At 70.5% G+C, this 17,165-nt stretch carries 18 protein-coding genes; 13 read left to right on the top strand and 5 right to left on the bottom strand.

Features of this window, described 5'->3' with window-relative positions; translation table 11 throughout:
• Positions 1-48 precede the first annotated feature (48 nt).
• Positions 49-975: a cyclase family protein gene (locus QIT00_RS26665; RefSeq protein ID WP_282537953.1), complete on the top strand. Its 927-nt coding sequence runs from the start codon at positions 49-51 to the stop codon at positions 973-975.
• 130 nt (positions 976-1,105) lie between these two features.
• Here the strand turns inward: QIT00_RS26665 and QIT00_RS26670 are convergent, their stop codons facing one another.
• From QIT00_RS26670 to QIT00_RS26680, 3 genes are all read right to left on the bottom strand, one after another.
• A complete protein-coding gene (locus QIT00_RS26670) occupies positions 1,106-2,548 on the bottom strand; it encodes an MFS transporter (RefSeq protein ID WP_282537954.1) in 1,443 nt (480 codons plus the stop codon).
• Between the two features lie 4 nt (positions 2,549-2,552).
• Positions 2,553-2,948, bottom strand: a complete 396-nt coding sequence (locus tag QIT00_RS26675; RefSeq protein ID WP_282537955.1) for a nuclear transport factor 2 family protein — start codon at positions 2,946-2,948, stop codon at positions 2,553-2,555.
• A 67-nt stretch (positions 2,949-3,015) separates the two neighbouring features.
• On the bottom strand, positions 3,016-3,657 hold the full coding sequence (locus QIT00_RS26680) for a DsbA family oxidoreductase (protein WP_282537956.1): 642 nt from the start codon (positions 3,655-3,657) through the stop codon (positions 3,016-3,018).
• Positions 3,658-3,745: 88 nt separating this feature from the next.
• Between QIT00_RS26680 and QIT00_RS26685 the strand changes: the two genes are divergently transcribed.
• From QIT00_RS26685 to QIT00_RS26740, 12 genes are all read left to right on the top strand, one after another.
• Complete coding sequence (locus QIT00_RS26685) at positions 3,746-4,156, top strand: winged helix-turn-helix transcriptional regulator (protein WP_282537957.1); 411 nt, start codon at positions 3,746-3,748, stop codon at positions 4,154-4,156.
• A 224-nt stretch (positions 4,157-4,380) separates the two neighbouring features.
• Entirely contained in the window at positions 4,381-7,188 is a 2,808-nt protein-coding gene (locus QIT00_RS26690; RefSeq protein WP_282537958.1) for a non-ribosomal peptide synthetase, read from the top strand.
• Between the two features lie 42 nt (positions 7,189-7,230).
• Entirely contained in the window at positions 7,231-8,157 is a 927-nt protein-coding gene (locus QIT00_RS26695; RefSeq protein WP_282537959.1) for an NAD-dependent epimerase/dehydratase family protein, read from the top strand.
• On the top strand, positions 8,154-8,612 hold the full coding sequence (locus QIT00_RS26700; protein ID WP_282537960.1) for a nuclear transport factor 2 family protein: 459 nt from the start codon (positions 8,154-8,156) through the stop codon (positions 8,610-8,612). The genes QIT00_RS26695 and QIT00_RS26700 overlap by 4 nt, the downstream gene beginning before the upstream one ends.
• Positions 8,609-9,088: a quercetin 2,3-dioxygenase gene (locus QIT00_RS26705; RefSeq protein ID WP_282537961.1), complete on the top strand. Its 480-nt coding sequence runs from the start codon at positions 8,609-8,611 to the stop codon at positions 9,086-9,088. Before QIT00_RS26700 ends, QIT00_RS26705 begins: the two co-directional genes overlap by 4 nt.
• Positions 9,089-9,204: 116 nt before the next feature.
• Positions 9,205-10,044 (top strand): 4'-phosphopantetheinyl transferase family protein, encoded by an 840-nt coding sequence (locus tag QIT00_RS26710; protein WP_282537962.1) that lies wholly within the window; start codon positions 9,205-9,207, stop codon positions 10,042-10,044.
• Positions 10,041-10,484: a chorismate mutase gene (aroH, locus tag QIT00_RS26715; RefSeq protein ID WP_282537963.1), complete on the top strand. Its 444-nt coding sequence runs from the start codon at positions 10,041-10,043 to the stop codon at positions 10,482-10,484. The genes QIT00_RS26710 and aroH overlap by 4 nt, the downstream gene beginning before the upstream one ends.
• Positions 10,485-10,486: 2 nt before the next feature.
• Positions 10,487-11,713: a 3-deoxy-7-phosphoheptulonate synthase gene (locus tag QIT00_RS26720; protein WP_282537964.1), complete on the top strand. Its 1,227-nt coding sequence runs from the start codon at positions 10,487-10,489 to the stop codon at positions 11,711-11,713.
• Positions 11,714-11,750: 37 nt separating this feature from the next.
• Entirely contained in the window at positions 11,751-12,599 is an 849-nt protein-coding gene (gene pheA / locus QIT00_RS26725; protein WP_282537965.1) for a prephenate dehydratase, read from the top strand.
• Positions 12,600-12,604: 5 nt separating this feature from the next.
• Positions 12,605-13,225, top strand: coding sequence for a malonic semialdehyde reductase (locus QIT00_RS26730; protein ID WP_282537966.1), 621 nt, complete (start codon positions 12,605-12,607; stop codon positions 13,223-13,225).
• A gap of 173 nt (positions 13,226-13,398) precedes the next feature.
• Entirely contained in the window at positions 13,399-14,568 is a 1,170-nt protein-coding gene (locus QIT00_RS26735) for an IS701 family transposase (protein WP_282537967.1), read from the top strand.
• On the top strand, positions 14,565-14,987 hold the full coding sequence (locus QIT00_RS26740; protein WP_282537968.1) for a VOC family protein: 423 nt from the start codon (positions 14,565-14,567) through the stop codon (positions 14,985-14,987). Before QIT00_RS26735 ends, QIT00_RS26740 begins: the two co-directional genes overlap by 4 nt.
• Before the next feature lie 295 nt (positions 14,988-15,282).
• Here the strand turns inward: QIT00_RS26740 and QIT00_RS26745 are convergent, their stop codons facing one another.
• Both QIT00_RS26745 and QIT00_RS26750 read right to left on the bottom strand, forming a co-directional pair.
• Positions 15,283-15,801: an ATP-binding protein gene (locus tag QIT00_RS26745; RefSeq protein WP_282537969.1), complete on the bottom strand. Its 519-nt coding sequence runs from the start codon at positions 15,799-15,801 to the stop codon at positions 15,283-15,285.
• Between the two features lie 497 nt (positions 15,802-16,298).
• Entirely contained in the window at positions 16,299-17,165 is an 867-nt protein-coding gene (locus QIT00_RS26750; RefSeq protein ID WP_282537970.1) for an acyl-CoA dehydrogenase family protein, read from the bottom strand.

Genomic DNA, 17,165 nt, shown 5'->3' on the forward strand with positions numbered 1-17,165 from the left:
ATTTTACGGGTCATCAGATACGGGAGCACAAGCCCTGAGGAGGCCCCGATGTCCATGCCGCCGGAGTTCCACGACATCGCCAAGCGCGTGAACAACTGGGGCCGTTGGGGCGCGGACGACGAGTCCGGCACCCTGAACCTGATCACCGACACGGTCGTACGGGACGCCACCGCCGAGGTCCGCGGCGGGCACCGCATACCGCTCGCCCTGCCGCTCAAGGAGGACGGCGTGCAGAGCGGCCTGATCCGGGGCCGGATCAACCCGTTCCACACGATGGTGCAGGTCAACCAGGAACTCTTCGGCCCGGGCACGGTGGCCTGCAGCGACGACGCCGTGACGATGGGCCTCCAGTCGGGAACGCACTGGGACGCCCTGTCCCACGTCTCCCACTCGGGCCGCCTCTACAACGGCCGCCCGGCGGAGTCGATCACGGCGCACGGCGGAGCCGGGTTCGGCGCGGCGACCGCGATCCGGCACGTCGTCTCGCGCGGCGTCCTGCTCGACGTGGCCCGCGCCAAGGGCCTGGACCGCCTGCCCGGCGATCACGCGGTGACCCCCGAAGACCTGGACGAGGCCGAGGAGTTCGCGGGTACGAAGGTCCGCGCCGGCGATGTCGTCCTCGTACGGACCGGACAGGTGCAGGTCTATCTGGCGGGCGACAAGCACGGGTACGGCTATCCGTCACCGGGCCTGTCGATCCGTACGCCGGAGTGGTTCCACGCGCGGGACGTGGCGGCCGTCGCCAACGACACCCTGACCTTCGAGATCTTCCCGCCGGAGATCGAGAACCTGTGGCTGCCGGTGCACGCCCTGGACCTGGTCGAGATGGGCATGCCGCAGGGCCAGAACTGGTTCCTCGAAGAGTTGTCCACAGCCTGTGCACAAGAGTCGCGGTACGCGTTCTTGCTGTCCGCGACGCCGGAGCCGTTCGCGGGAGCCACGGGCACACCGGTCGCGCCGGTGGCGGTTCTCTGAGGAGCCGCGGCCTGTGCAGCGCGCGCACCACCACCACCCTAGGCGCCTTCTCCTCGGTGATGGTGGTGCGCAGCGCTCCCGGGCCGGTCCAGACGTCGGACCGCTCAAGTCCCGCCTGGTCAGGCTCCGTTCACTGATCTGCCGCCGGACGGCGGCCGGAGTAGAGGACCGCGAAGACCGCGGCGACCACGCCGGTCGCACCGGCGACGGTCCAGCCGGTGCGGAAGCCTGCCTCGGCGACCTGCCCCGCAGTGGTGTGGGCCGCGAGCACCGCCGCGATCGCGGCACCCGAGACAGCGCCGCCGACCACGCGCACCAGGAGGTTGACGCCACTGGCCGCGGCCGCCTTCTCGGGGGCCACGTGCTCGATCGCCATCGCCCCCACCGCGGCGTAGCCGAGACCGATGCCGATGCCCAGGACGGCGGTGCCCACGTAGATCGCGTACGGCTCGTCGTGCACCAGGATCAGCCACAGGTCGGACAGCGCGGTGATGAGACCGCCGAGCGCCACGACCTTCCCGGGTCCTGTCACCTTGGCCATGCGGCCCGCGTACGGAGTGACGGCCACGACAAGCACGGTCAGCGGGAGCAGGAACACACCGACGTCGAGGACCGACGCCGCGAAACCGCCGGTGGCCTCGGGGGCCTGGACGTAGGCGGAGATCAGGGTGATGTTGGCGAACATCGCGAAGCCGAGCAGCAGGGAGGCGACGTTGGCGCCGATGCTCGCCCGGTGGGTGAGCATGGAGATGGCCACGAGCGGGGTGGGCACGCGTTGTTCGGCGTAGACCCACAGGACGGCGAGCACGACGGCGGCGGCCAGCAGGCCCAGCACAGGACCCGAGGTCCAGCCCCAGGCCCGGCCCTGGCTGATGGCGACGAGCAGGGCCACCAGGGCGCCCGTGAGGAGCAGGCCGCCCACGAGGTCCGGTCGCCCGGTGCCGGTCGGGGCGGCCGCCGGAACCGTGAGACGCACCGCGATCGCCGCGAGGACGGCGAGGACGGCGATCGCCCAGAACACGGAGTGGTAGTCACCGACGGCCTCGGACAGGCCGCCGGTCAGCAGCATCCCGATGCCGCCCCCCATGCCGACCGTCGCGCTGAGCACACCCACCGCGGTGGCGAGCCGCTGCGGCGGCACGTTCATCCGGACGATGCCGATCGCCGCGGGGATCACCGCCACGGAGAAGCCCTGCAGGACGCGGCCCGCGATGAGCAGGGGCAGCGAGGTGGTGGCGGCGGCGAGCACCGCCCCGGCCGCCAGGAGGGTGAGTACGGTCATGGCCGTACGGCGGATGCCGTAGAGCTCGCCCAGGCGCCCGACCATCGGGGTGGCCACCGCACCGCACAGCAGGCTGACGGTGAAGGCCCAGGTCACCGCGGACAGCGAGGAGTCGAGGTGCTGTTGGAGCACGGGCAGCAGCGGGACCACGGCCGTCTGCTGTATCGCGGCGCACACGGCGGCGAACGTCAGGGCCGCGACCAGCGCCCAGGGCATGGGCCCGGTGTCGCCCCCGGACTCCGCGGCCGCCGGACGGGGCGTGGCCCGCTGGTCGGTGACACGGTCTCTCATGGGATCACTTCTCCAGCAGGCGCCGCAGGGCGTGGGTGTCGAAGGTGTCCTCCATGGCCGTGACGCGGCCTTCGCGCAGCGTCCAGGAGTGGATGAACTTGAAGGTGCCGGTGGCGCCGTTGTGCCCGGTGACGTGCCGGCTGCCGAAGACCACGATGCGGTCGGCGTCGATCACGAACTCTTCCGGCTCGACCTTCTGACCGGCCATGACGGACGGCACCTTGGAGAGGAACTCGCGGACGCCGTCGGGCCCTTGCTTGGCTCCGCCGACGCCGAGGTCGCTCATTCCCTCGGGGTGGACCCAGGCGACGTCGTCGGCGAAGGCGCCGAGTACGCCTTCCAGGTCGCGGCGTTCGAAGGCCGCGTAGATGCCCTTGATGATCTCTTCGTTGGTGTTCATGTGTGTGTCCCTGTCGTCTTCTGCTTCTGTCGCGCGGGTGCTGGGGGGAGGGGAGGGGGCGCCGTGGTCAGGCTGCGGCCGCGCGGTCCAGGAGCGCGTGGATCGCCTCCGGGTCCTGTGCGCCACCGGCCGCGAACCGGTTCTCGACCAGCAGGAACGGCACTCCGCTGATGCCGGTCTCGCGGGAGCGGTGCTCATCCGCTCCGACCTGGTCGGTGAAGTCGCCCGATGCCAGGACCGCGCGTACGGCGCCGGCGTCGAGGCCGCACTCGGCGGCGAGCTCGCACAGCGTGTCGTGGTCGCTCAGATCACGGCCCTCCGTCGCGTACGCCCGCATCAACCGCTCGGTCACCGCGCCCCGTTGACCCTCGACCGCCGCCAGTGACGCCACCCGGTGCGCGTCGAAGGTGTCGACCGGGAGGGCCTTGTCGAGTCTCAGGTCCAGGCCCGCGTCGGCGGCGACCCCGGTGACCATGGCGAGGCGCTCCGCGACCGCCTCGGCCGGGAGCCCGGAGCGCTGCGCCATGAACTCCGGGAGCGTGGTGCCGGATCCGCCCCGCATGCCGGGCACCAGCCGGTACGCCCGCCACGTCACTTCCGTCTCGTAGCGGCCCTGATGGGCCTGATAGGTCGTCAGGGCCTTGTCCAGGTGCTGCTTTCCGATGTAGCACCACGGGCAGACCAGATCTGCCCATGCCTCGATCAGCATGTGTACCTCCATGGCGGACGCCGATGGAACTCACGCTAGGACATGAGCTTTCTATTGGTAAGGACGCACTTTTGGGTAAGTTGGGCTGATGAAGGAGAGCCCCACGACGACCGACGGCACGGTGTTCGACAGCGACTGCCCGGTCCGCGACATCCTGAGCCACATCGCCACCCGCTGGGGGCTGCTGATCCTGGCCGCGCTCGGTGAACGTCCGCTGCGGTTCTTCGAACTGGCCAACAGAGTCGGCGGGATCAGCGACAAGATGCTCGCCCAGACCCTGCGACTGCTCACCCGGGACGGCCTGATCTCCCGCACCGTGGAACCCACCAACCCACCCCGGGTCACGTACGCGCTGACCGAACTCGGGCAGGACATCAGCGCGCCGATGCGCCGCCTGATGGAGCGCATCCAGGCCCGGACCCCGGACGTCCTGGCCGCACAACAGGCCCACGACGCCACCGCCGAGAGCTCCGGAGTCCCGCGCTCCCGTACTCCCTGACCTGCTGATTCCCGGGATCCGCCGACGCGCCTGGCGGCGTGCCCCCATACTCCTCGGCAACGCCCCGGCCATCTGGCGGCCATGTCCCGCCCGGGAAAACTGACAAAGTCCCGGAGAAGTCGCGAAGTAGCCTCCGCGATCTTTGCCCTGGTCGAACGCCCCTGCTCATTCTTGGGTCGAACCGCCCCGTGCGGTCTTCCCATGTATTCAGGAGAGGGACGTTGATGACGATCCAGGAATCCGTACCCGCCACCCCACACACGACTCCCCGGCCCCAGTCGGCCGCACACCTCGGTGACCTGTTGACCACGGCCGCCGCACACCACCCGACGCATGGGCTGCGGTACTGCCTGACCGACGACGTGACGGACAGCCGGCTCCAGTCGTACCCCGAGCTGCTCGACGAGGCACGTCGGATCCTCGCGGGACTGCGCGCGGGCGGCGCCGAACCGGGCCGCAAGATCGCGCTGCTGCTTGAGCGGCCGGACGAGTTCCTTCCGGTGTTCTGGGCCTGCCTGCTCGGCGGCATGACCGCCTGCCCACTGGTCCCCATACGTGGCGACCAGGAGCGCTGGACCGCCCAACTCCTGCACGTGAAGACCTTGTTGGACGACCCCCTCCTTGTCACCACGGAGCGGCTGCGCGACGAGCTGCCCGAGGTCGCCGGCCTTGAGGTGACCGGCCTGAAGGACCTCAGGGCGCACGCGGGGGACCTCGACCCCGGGCAGGTGCCGCTCGGTGAGCCCGGGCCCGAGGACGTCGCCCTGCTCGTACTCACCTCGGGGTCCACCGGCAACTCCAAGGCCGTGATGCTCACCCACGCCAACCTGCTGGCCTCGATGGCCGCGAAGGCGGAGGTGCAGCAGCTCGGCCCCACGGACATCACGCTGAACTGGATCTCGTACGACCACGTCGCCGCGCTGCTCGAAGCCCATCTGCTGCCGCTGTCGGTCGGCGCCACCCAGCTGCAGACCAGCCCAGACCTGATCCTCGGCGACCCGGTGCGCTTCCTGCAGCTGATCGACGCGCACCGCGTGACGATGACGTTCACGCCCAACTTCCTGCTCGGCCTGATCAACCAGGCGCTGGCCCAGCTGCCCGGAAACCTGCCCCTCGACCTGTCGAGCCTGCGGCACATCATCTCCGGCGGTGAGGCCAACGTGGTCGGCACGGGTGTCGCCTTCCTGGACAAGCTCGCCGTGTACGGCCTCGACCGGCGCGTGCTGTGGCCGGCCTTCGGCATGACGGAGACCTGTGCGGGCAGCATCTACAACCGCGAGTTCCCCGAGCGCGACCTGACGGCGGAGTTCGCCGCGGTCGGCCGCCCGGTGACAGGCCTCGCCCTCCGCGTGACGGAGAGCGGCAGCGGCCGGGTGCTCGCCGACGGAGAGGTCGGCGAGGTCGAGCTGCGCGGGCCGATGGTCACCGGCGGGTACTTCAACAACGCGCAGGCCACCGCGGAAGCGTTCACCGCCGACGGCTGGTTTCGCACCGGCGACCTCGGCCGGGTCGTCGACGGCCGGCTGACGCTCGTCGGGCGCAGCAAGGACAGCATCATCGTCAACGGCGTGAACTACTTCAGCCACGAGCTGGAGGCACTGCTCGAGGAGCTGGACGGGGTCCGTACCTCGTACGTTGCCGCCTTCCCCACCCGTCCGCAGGGGAGCGACACCGAACAACTCGTCGTGGCCTTCGCGAGCACGCTCGACGAGGGCGACGAGGCCGGGCTGCACCGCCTGCTGATCGCGCTGCGCAACAGCGTGGTCATGGCGTGGGGCTTCCGGCCGACGGTGCTCCTGCCGTTGCCCGTCGAGGCCTTCCCCAAGACCAGCCTGGGCAAAATCCAGCGCTCGCTGATGCGGAGGCGCCTCGAGGCCGGTGAGTACGCGGACCGGCAGAGTGCGGTGGACGACCTGGTCACCCGTCACCTGGGCGGCTACGTCGCCCCCGAGGGCGAGGTGGAGGAGGCACTGGCCGGGATATACGCCGAGCTGTTCGACCTGCCCGCCGATGCGGTCAGCGTAACGGCCAGCTTCTTCGACCTGGGCGGTACGTCACTGGACATCCTGCGCATGAAGCGGCTGGTCGGGCTCCGCCTCGCCGGCGTGGAACTGCCCGTACTCGCGCTCCTGATGGCGCCGAGCGTGCGCGAACTGGCCCGGCGGATCACGGTGGGCGCCGCCGCAGGACCGTCCGAGTACGACCCGATCGTGCCGCTGCAGACCAGCGGCGACAAGACTCCGCTGTTCTGCGTGCATCCCGGCGTCGGTGAGGTCCTCGTCTTCGTCAACCTGGCCAAGTACTTCGTGCACGAGCGTCCCTTCTACGCGCTCCGGGCGCGCGGCTTCAACGAGGGCGAGAAGCCGTTCGCTTCGTTCGACGAGATGGCCCGTACGTACGCGGCGGCGATCCGAGCCAAGCAGCCGCACGGGCCCTACGCCCTGGCTGGCTACTCCTTCGGCTCCGCGGTGGCCTTCGAGATCGCCAAGATCCTGGAAGCGGAGGGCGAGCAGGTCGACTTCGTCGGCAGCTTCAACCTTCCCCCGCACATCAAGTACCGGATGGACGAGCTCGACTACATCGAGACCGCGGTCAATCTGGCGATGTTCCTGGAACTCGTCTCCAAGCAGCAGGCCGCCGAACTGCCCGCGCAGCTGCGCCCGCTCAGCAAGGCGGAGCAGCTGGAGCACCTGATCAGGATCGCCCCGCCGGAGCGCCTGGCCGAACTGGACCTGGACCTGCCCCGCTTCACGGCCTGGGCCGACCTCGCCGACGGCCTGACCGGCCTGGGCCGCACCTACCAGCCGGGCGGCGACGTGCGGTCGATGAGCGTCTTCTACGCGATCCCGCTGCGCGGCACCAAGGAGGACTGGCTCGACAAGGAACTGCGCCGCTGGGACGACTTCACCCGCGAGGAGAACCGCTACCTCGATGTGCCCGGCGAGCACTACACGCTGATGGGCCCCAAGCACGTGGCGGCCTTCCAGGCCATTCTCCGGGCCGAGCTCGACCGGGCCCTGAACGGCAAGTGAGCGAGCACGATGCTCGTTCCGCAAGGAAAGCGAAAACACTTGATGCACGGTAAGAAGATCCTGATCACCGGTGGCACCGGGCAGGCCGCCCGGCCGGTCGCCGAGGCCCTGGCGGCCGACAACGAGGTCTGGTGCCTGGGCCGCTTCGGCACGCCGGGAGCGGAGGACGAACTGCGCTCCCAGGGGATCACCACGTACCGCTGGGACATGGGTGAGGACACTCTCGACGACCTGCCCGACGACTTCACCCATGTCATGCACTCCGCGGTGCACCGCGGCTACGACGGGGACTTCGACACCGCCATCGAGGTCAACTCGGTCGCGGTGGGGCGCCTGATGACGCACTGCCGCAAGGCCGAGGCGTTCCTGCACGTGTCGACCGGGGCGTTCTACAAGCGGCAGACGCTCGACCACCAGTACAAGGAGACCGACCCGCTGGACGGTGTGGCGGAGTGGCTGCCCACGTACCCCGTCTGCAAGATCGCCGCCGAGGGCACCGCACGCGCCTACGCCCGCACGCTCGGCCTGCCCACCACCATCGCCCGGCTCAACATCTCCTACGGTCCCGCCTCCTACGGCGGCGTGCCGGTCATGTACTTCAACAAGATGCTGGCCGGTGAACAGATCCCGATTCCACTGGAGGGACAGAACTGGGCCTCGCTGATCCACACCGACGATCTGGCACACCAGACTCCGCTGCTGTGGGGGATCGCGAGCACGCCCGCGACGGTGGTCAACTGGGGCGGCGACGAGCCGGTCGGAATGACCGACTGCGCGCAGTACATGGCTCAACTCACCGGCGTCGAGGCGAAGTTCGAGAAGACCCCGGTGACGCGGGAGACCTACGCCTTCGACAGCAGCAAGCGGCGGTCGCTGATCGGCGACTGCACCGTCGAATGGCACGACGGCATCCGCCGCACGCTCCAGTCCCACTTCCCGGAGATCCGCCTGAAGGAGGCATCCGCATGAGCGGCACGACGAACGGCGGTGCCGCCGGGGTGGAGGAGCGTATCCGCGCCGCGTACGACGCCTTCCACCGCCGGGACATCGACGCGATCCTCTCCTACTTCTCCTCCGACGTTGTCTGGGTGCACCCCGACGGCATGGAGCTGGCGGGCCTGGGCGGGGCCAAGCACGGTCACGCCGGGATGCGGGAGTTCCTCGGGCGGGTGCCGCAGGTCCTGGGTGGCATGGTGCTCGACCCGCACGAGTTCCTGGTGAGCGGCGACCGCGTGATCGTGCTCGGCGACCGGGAGGTCACCAGCCGTGAGGGCCGCAAGGAGACCCTGCGGTTCGTACAGACGTGGACCCTCGGCGAGGACGGCCTGGCCGTGCACTTCGAGGACTACTTCGACACCGTCGAGATGTTCCGGCTGATCGACCCGGAGTCGGTCCGCGCCCCGATACCGGGGGCCGCGGGATGAGCCGCGGCGACTCCCGGGTCCTGTACGTGCCGGCCGGCGGGGGCGAGAGCCGCTGGGTCTTCGGCGACAAGTACACCTTCAAGGCCGACGCCGAGACCACCGGTGGCGCCTTCAGCCTCCTCGAGGCACACGTCCCCGCCGAGGCCGGGCCCCCGCCGCATGTGCACGAGCACAGCGACGAGGCGTTCTATCTCCTCGAAGGCGCAGTGCAGTTCACCGACGGCGAGGAGGTGCACACGGTGGAGCAGGGTGGCTTCATCTTCGTTCCCCGCGGCAGTGTGCACGGCTTCAAGAACCTCGGCCCCGAGCCCGCCAAGATGCTCGCCTGGTTCACGCCGGGCGGTACGGAAGGGTTCTTCAAGGCGCTCGGTGTGCCCGCGGTCGAGGGCGCACCGCCTCCTGGACGGGCCCAAGTCCTCAAGGACGCCGAGGACGCAATGAAGATCGTCGAGAAGTTCGACTCGAAGTTCGTCTGACCTGGGCACGTCCCCACCCCCTCCGGCGCCCGTCGTCCCCCACTCTCCGGCGCCGGAGGGGGTGGCCTGCCCGCATCGACCGCGACCTGTGCCGCAACCACTGACCGGGAAGAGAGATGCCCGAGGACGTCACCATCGCAGCTCCCGCCACCCGGCGCACCGAAGCGCCCCGGACACCCGGCGCCCGGACCCCACGCCCCGCGCAGACCTGCCGGGTGTGGTGGGCCCGGCCGACGCGGTTCTCCGTACGAGACCTGGAGGTGCTCAGCACCGTCGAACGCGAGCGCCGCGAGTCCACGCACCGCGCCGACGACCAGGACCGGTTCACCACCGGAGCCGTCCTGCTGCGCCTGGCGCTCGGCTCGGCGCTCGGCATCCCGCCGCAGAACGTGCCCATCGACCGCAGGTGCCCCGAGTGCCAGGGCGCCCACGGCCGGCCCCGGGTGCCCGGCATTCTCGGTGTGGACTGTTCGGTCACGCATACCGAGAGCCAGGTCGGGATCGCCGTCGTCCGAGGTCGTCGTATCGGCATCGACGCCGAAGAGGTCGTCGAGCAGGACGAGTTCGACGACCTCGCGGCCACCGCGCTCACCCAGCGGGAGCGGGCTTCCCTCGCGCGGCGCCCGCGACGGTGCCGGGCGAAGGCCTTCACCGAGCTGTGGACCGCCAAAGAGGCGGCGCTCAAGGCGACCGGTGACGGGCTGCGGGTCTGTCCCAGTGCGCTGGAGGTCTGCGCCACCGGCACCGGCCTGCGCTTCACCCGGCTGCCCGATATCCCCGCCCTGGCCCGGGGTGCCGTCCTGCGCCCCCTCAGGCCACGAGCCGGAGTCGCCACGCTCGCCGTCCTGGGCAGGGAGCCCGTCACCGTGCACGAGAGCCCGGCGTCCGCCCTCTTCGGCGGCGCCTCCGCCACCCCCGCCGACGCCACCGGCCACTTCTTCGGAGACCGTGCGTGAAGACCACCACCCACCACCCCGCAACCCAGTGCGGCGCTCCTGCCGTACGCGCGGTGCGCGGCGCCACCCAGACCACGTACGACACCCCGCGGCTGATCGAGAAGGCCACCGGAGAGCTCCTCACCGAGATCATGCGCCGCAACGGCCTGGCCCAGGAGGACTTCATCAGCATCCTGTTCACCGCGACCCCGGACCTCTCCTCTGCCTATCCGGCCGCCACAGCAAGGGAGTTGGGACTGACCGACGTCCCTCTGATGTGCGCCACCGAGATCGCGGTACCGGGGTCGCTGAGCCGCACCATCCGCATCCTCGCCCATGTGCACACGCCCAAGACCCGCGAGGCCATACGCCATGTCTACCTCGGCGGCACGAAGGTGCTGCGGCCAGACCTGACCACCGCAGATACCGGCTCGACTCCGCCCCTGCCCCAAGGAGAGTGACCATGTCCGCGCTGCCCTCACCCCCACCCCTCGGCATCGACGGGGCACCCAGGCCCGCCCTCCGCGACGACGAGCCGTACCCGGTCACCGCGGTGCAGCAGCCCGAGTGGGCCGACCCGCTGCGAGCGGCCGCCGTACGGGCCGAACTCGCGGGCCGCCCCGGCCTGGTGGGCTGGGACGAGGTCCGGATGCTCCGTCTGCTCCTCGCCGAGGCCGCCACGGGCACCTACCAGGTCATCCAGGCCGGCGACTGCGCGGAGGACCCTGCCGAGTGCGAAGCGGAGGCCGTCAACCGCAAGGTCGGCCTGATCGACGCGCTCGCCGGCGTCATGAAGATCAATACGGGTAAGCCGGTCATCCGGATCGGGCGCATCGCCGGACAGTTCGCCAAGCCGCGCAGCGCTCCCACGGAAACCGTCGACGGCCGTGAACTCCCGGTCTACCGAGGCCACTTGGTCAACTCTCCGCACGCCACACCGGAGGACCGACGGGCGGACCCGGACCGCATGCTCAGCTGCTACGACGCCGCGCAGCGCGCCACCACGCTCCTGCAGCGGCGCACCGGCGCCTGGGTGCCGCCCATCGGCGCCCCGGTGTGGACGAGCCACGAGGCCCTGGTCCTCGACTACGAACTGCCGCTGCTGCGCCGCACCGCAGACGGCCGGACCATCCTGACCTCCACCCACCTGCCCTGGATCGGGGACCGTACCCGCCAGCCGGACGGCACCCACGTCCAGATCCTCGCGGAGGTGGCCAACCCGGTGGCGTGCAAGGTCGGTCCGTCCATGTCCCCCGACGAGCTGGTGGAGCTGTGCGCCCTGCTCGATCCCGGCAAGGAGCCCGGCCGCCTCACGCTGATCGCCCGCATGGGCGCGGGACAGGCAGCCGCCAAGCTGCCCGCGCTCGTCACGGCGGTACGCGAGGCCGGGCATCAGGTGCCCTGGCTCTGCGACCCCATGCACGGCAACACCTTCAAGACCGAGGGCGGCGTGAAGACCCGGTCCGTGCAGGTCCTGATCGACGAGGTCGTGGCCTTCCAGCAGGCGGTGACCGCAGCCGGAGGCGTGGCCGCCGGCCTGCACCTGGAGACCACACCGGACGACGTCACCGAATGCGTGTGGAGCACGCGGCAGGTGGGCGATCTGGGGGTGCGCTACACGACGTTGTGCGACCCGAGACTCAACCCCCGGCAGGCGGTCGCCGTCGCCGGCGCCTGGAGCACCCGCTGACCGGGCCCACCGACCCGACTGAAGGAGGCTACTGCCGATGCCCGTTGGCTATCTGGGCCCGCCCGGCTCGTTCACGCAGGCGGCGCTGGCCGGACTGGACGTGCCGCCGCACGAGAGCGTCCCCTACCCCAGCGTGCGCCAGGCGCTCGACGCGGTCCGCGCGGGGGCGGTGGACGGCGCGGTCGTCCCCTGGGAGAACTCAGTCGAGGGTTCCGTCACCGCGTCGGTCGACGCGCTGTCCCACGGCGACCTGTGCATCACCGGCGAGACACTGCTCCGCGTGGAGTTCGCCCTTGGCGTGCCGGCGGGCGGGTCTCTCGACTCCGTACGCCGGGTGCTGACGCATCCGCATGCGCACGCGCAGTGCAGCGCCTGGCTCCACCGCGAGCTGCCGCACGCCGAGGTGATCAACTCCGCCTCGACGGCCCGCGCCGCCCAGGAGGTGGGCAGCTCGGCCGGTCCCGGCGAGGCAGCCATCGCCGCACCGCAGGCCCTGCTCGACAACGGCCTCGACATCGCCGCCCAGGACATCGGGGCCCGGCAGGACGCCATGACCCGCTTCGTCAGGATCTCCCGCAGAAGGGCCCCGGCTCCACCCACCGGCGCCGATCGCAGCAGCCTCATCGTCCCCATGACCGGCCGGGTGGGCGAACTGCACATCGTGCTCGCGGAGTTCGCCCGCTGGTCGATACCGCTGACGTCGGTGCTCTCCCGGCCCGGTGGCGCGGGATTCGGCGACTACTCCTTTCTGCTCGAGTGCGAGGGCCATATCAGCGAGCCTTCCGTCGGCGCTGTCGTCACGGCTCTGCACCAGCGAAACAGCCGAACCATGTTCCTGGGCAGTTATCCGCGCGCCCATTCCCCTCACATGTCCGTACCGAGGTGACAACCATGAATTTCGCAGCTTCCGCACCTGCTCACGAGACGCTGACGCTCGCCGCGGATGCGCAGGACCTCCTCTTCAACGAGGCGCACACCGCGCACACTTACACATCCGAACCGGTGTCGGACGCGCAGCTCGCCGCCATCCACGAGCTGGTCAAGAACGCGCCTACGTCACTCAACAGCCAGCCGCTGCGCGCGGCGCTGGTCCGCAGCGACTCGGCTCGCGATCGGCTCGTCGCACAGATGGCGCCGGGCAATCGGCCCAAGGCACGGCAGGCGCCGCTCGTCGTCGTACTCGCCACGGACCTCGACTTCCACGAGACTCTGGCCAGGGTGGCACCGCATGTGCCCGACGCACGCGAGCTGTTCAGCGACGAGACCATGCGGCATGAGTCCGCCGTGGTCAACGCCTCCCTGCAGATCGCGTACTTCATCCTCGGCGTACGCGCCGCAGGCCTCGCGGTGGGTCCGATGTCCGGTTTCGATGCCCCGGCCGTGACCGAGGAGTTCTTCCCCGGCGGCCGGCATCGCGCCCTGGTGGTCGCGAACGTCGGTCACCCGGGACCTGACGCCTTCCGCCCGCGCGCTCCCCGCCTGGAGTTCGGGGAGGTCTTCAAGACGGTGTGACCCTGCGGGCGTCGGGCGGTACGGCTCGGTCCGTGCCGCCCGACGCCGAAAGCTGAGCGTCATGAATCCGGCACTTTGCCCACATCTTTGGGCTGTAACGTCATTCCGCGTGTGAAATCACCGGAATCACGGGGGGACAAGTGATCGGCACAACACTGGAATTAGCTCTGGGGATGCTCCTCGAAGGCCTCGAAGGGGAAGCGGCCGCAGGCCTGTACATGGCGGTTCTCGCCACGCTCAGACACCGCAGCCAGCGCAACTACGCCATCGAGTACCTGCACGGCCTCCTCACCGCCGAAGGGCGGAAGACCATCAGCAAGATTGCAGCGGGCACGGACCGCAAGGGGAGCGCACAGGCGCTGCACCACTTCATCAGCGATTCGCCCTGGGACTGGAACCTCGTCCGTCGCTCCGTGGCGCGTTTCCTGGACGACCGGGTGCAACCCCGGGCGTGGGTGGTCGCGCCGTTGCTCATACCGAAGTCCGGCCCTCATTCAGTGGGGGTGTCCAGCATGTTCGTCCCCGACGTGGGCAGCCAGGTGTCCGCGCAGCGGGCGTACGGCCTGTGGCTGGCGAACGAGGGTGCCTCGTACCCGGTGAACTGGCGCATCCACCTGCCGCAGCCGTGGCTGGAGGAACCCCGGCGGGGGCAGGTCGGCATCCCCACCGAGGCCGCGCCGTCTACCCAGGCCAATTGCGTCACTCAGGCAGTCCTGGACACCGCCTCCTGGGGGCTCGCGCACCGCCCGGTGGTCATCGACGCCCGGCAGACCGACCCGCGCGAGATCGTCACCGCCCTCGGTGACGCGGACATCCCCGTCCTCCTCAAGGTCAGCTGCTCCACCCTCGTCCAGCCGCAGCACGGCGAGCACGAGGAGTCCCCGGGCGCACCGGTCCCGGTGCTGCGGCTCGCGGCGGCGCTCCGCCAGCAGCGGCGCCACGTCACCTGGCGCGATCCGCGCAGCGGCGCGCTCAGCTCGTCGCTCGCGGCGACCGCACGGGTACGCCTCCCGGGCGGCCCCGCGGACCAGGACCTTGTGGTGCTGTACGAGTGGCGGAGCACGCGCGGCCGCCCCTCCGGGTTCTGGATCACGTCGATGACGGACCAGACCTCCGAACAGCTGGTGCGCTGGGGGCGCCTGGCCCTGCAGGTCTCCGCCGATGTCCAGAAGACCGGTACGGACGTGGGCCTGCGCGATTTTGAAGGCCGTACGTACCGCGGGTGGCACCACCACATGACGCTGGCGTCGGCCGCCCACAGCGCGCTCAAGCTCGCCTCGGCCACCCAGACGGTGGCTGCTCCTTCCAGATCACCGGACCAGAAATGGGCAGCGGTTTCATGAGACTTCATCACGTCGGCGTCAGCGTGGCCGACCTCGACGCATCGCTCGCTTGGTACGAGAAGGTCTTCGGTTTCCGCCGCGGATACAGCTTCGAAGAGCCGGGGAGGGGACTGCGCGGCGCGTTCGCCCTGGGCGCCGACGGAGTGCGGATCGAGATGCTGGAGCGAGACGACTCCGTGCCCGGAAGCGGCGAGACCGACCCGTTCAGGGCAAGTGGTGTGCACGGATACCACCACATCTGCCTCGAGGTCGACGACTTGGACGCGACCTACGCGCAGTGCGTGAGCCTCGGCGCGGCGGACATATGGGAGCCGCATGTCTCTCCGAACCCGAACATGCGGGTCGGCTACGTAGCGGACCTGGACGGCAATTTCATCGAACTGCTTGAACTCACGGGCGACGCGGGGGACCTCGGGTGAGCGGGTCGCGTCGGTTCGACGGGCCGGACGCTCATGACGGGCAGGCGACGAATCCCACTGCAGGTGTTGACGCCTCGTGTCCGTTTCCTCACCCTTGTGGCAGCGATCCGCCGTGAGGGGACGTCGAGAGCCTGACGAGGGGTAGACGCTCGGCGAGTGCGAGTCGTGTTCGTCCGGCGGCGCGCGGTGTCACGCTCGGGGTGACATGGGCGCGCCGCCACCCCCTGGCCGGTACGGTCAAGTCCCTTGCCGCAGAGGGAAGTTCAGCGGTACAGCACAGGGCGGCGCCCGGGCCTCAGGCGGGGAACGCCACGACCTGTGGCACGCCCAAGTGCCGCACCTCCGCGGCGTCCCCGGCGTCCCCGGCGTCCCCGGTGTCCCCCGCGTCCTCCGTCGTCTGCGGTTTCGGCTCGCAGCGGTCCACCTCGCACCAGATGCGCTTGCCCGCGCCGTCCGACTGCCAGCCCCAGCGGTCCGCGAGGCCGTCCACGAGGGCCAGGCCGCGGCCGTTGGTGTCGTCGCCCTCGGCCTGCCGGGGGCGGGGCGGGCGGGTGCTGGCGTCGGTGACCTCCACGCGCACGGTGCCCGGAGCGGACTCCGGCAGGCGCGGCAGGAGCAGGCGGAGCACGGCCGGACAGCCCGTGTGCACCACGGCGTTGGTGACCAGCTCCGAGATCAGCAGCACCAGCGTCTCCGCCAGCGGCTCGTCCGCCTCTATCCCGGAACCGGCGAGCCGTGACCTCGCCCACCTACGGGCCCGCCCCACCTCCGCGGGGTCGGGGCGGACCTCCGTCTGAACTTGAAGCACCTGCACCGCTCACACCATCCGAACCGGCGGACACATCGCCTCGTGTCTCGTCGGGGTCACGGAACGTGATCCCCGTACGACACAGCATGGTTGACGTACAGTCACCCCAACAAGCGCTTCGGGCATATTCCAGCGCGAAGGAGTACGCGTGCGGCATACTGTGCGACGCGCGCCGCGGGGTGTCGAACAGGGGGGCGTCTCACGCCGCCATGCCCTGCGAGAGGCGGGCATCGCCGGTTCCGGAAGCGCCACACAGGCCCCACCGGTATGGCTCGCCAACAGAACCACTCGCATCCCACGGAGCGTACCGGAGCGTCGCCCCGACTCCGCGCCGTGACGAGTCACGCCTAGGACACAAGCCGATATCGACGCCCCACGGTCACTCTGTGCTGCTTTCCGGGACCGTTCGTGGTCATCTCGGTAGTCATTCGATCACTTGCGGCGACGCCACCCTGCTCAGGTGCTTACACCACCCTGTTCAGGTGCTTACGGCACCGCCGCGCTCAGAGCGCCGCCGCCCACTCCTCCTCCACCGCACCCGCCGACGGCCCGAGTTCGGCCCGCAGCCAGGCCCGCTTCAGATAGAGGTGGACGTCGGCCTCCCAGGTGAAGCCCATGCCGCCGTGCACCTGCAGGCAGTCGCGCGCGCCCTGGACGGCCGCCTCGTCGGCGAGCAGGGCCGCGGCGCGGATCTCGGCGGGGTCGGCGGTGACCGCGGCCGCGTAGACCGCGCTGCGGGCCAGCTCGGTGCGGACGAGCATCTGCGCGCACAGGTGCTTCACGGCCTGGAACGCGCCGATCGGCTGCCCGAACTGCGTGCGCTCGCGCGCGTACCGCACCGCCGTCTCACAGCTGCGGGCGGCGCTGCCGAGCTGTTCGGCGGCGGTGAGCAGCGTGGCGAGCGGGTCCGGTGCCCCCGCGGGTGCCCGGTGCAGCGGGGTGAGCGGGTCGACGGAGCGGATGGGGACGGCCCCTGCGGCATCGCCCCGTACGACGTCCGAGGCGTCCAGCCAGGGCACGAGGCCGGAGCTGTCGACGGCGGTGACCACGGTGTCCCCGGTGGCGGCGCCCTCGACCTCGCCCGCCGCGAGGTGGGTGGCGACCAGCGGACCGGGAAGCAGCGCGCGGCCCGCCTCCTCGAAGGCGAGCACGGCCTCGGGCAGGCCGAGGCCCACACCGCCGTCGCGCTCGGGGAGCCGCAGCGCGAAGAACCCGGCGACGCCGAGGTCGCGCCACAACTCCCGGTCCAGGGCGGGCGGTTCGGGCGCGTCGGCGAGGGCACGGAGGGCCTCCCGTCCGAACCGCCCGGCGAGCAGCTCGCGCACGCCGGACCGCAACGCCCGCTGGTCCTCGGTGAGTTGGAAGTCCAT

The organism is Streptomyces luteolus, assembly GCF_029968015.1.
GTDB lineage: Bacteria > Actinomycetota > Actinomycetes > Streptomycetales > Streptomycetaceae > Streptomyces > Streptomyces luteolus.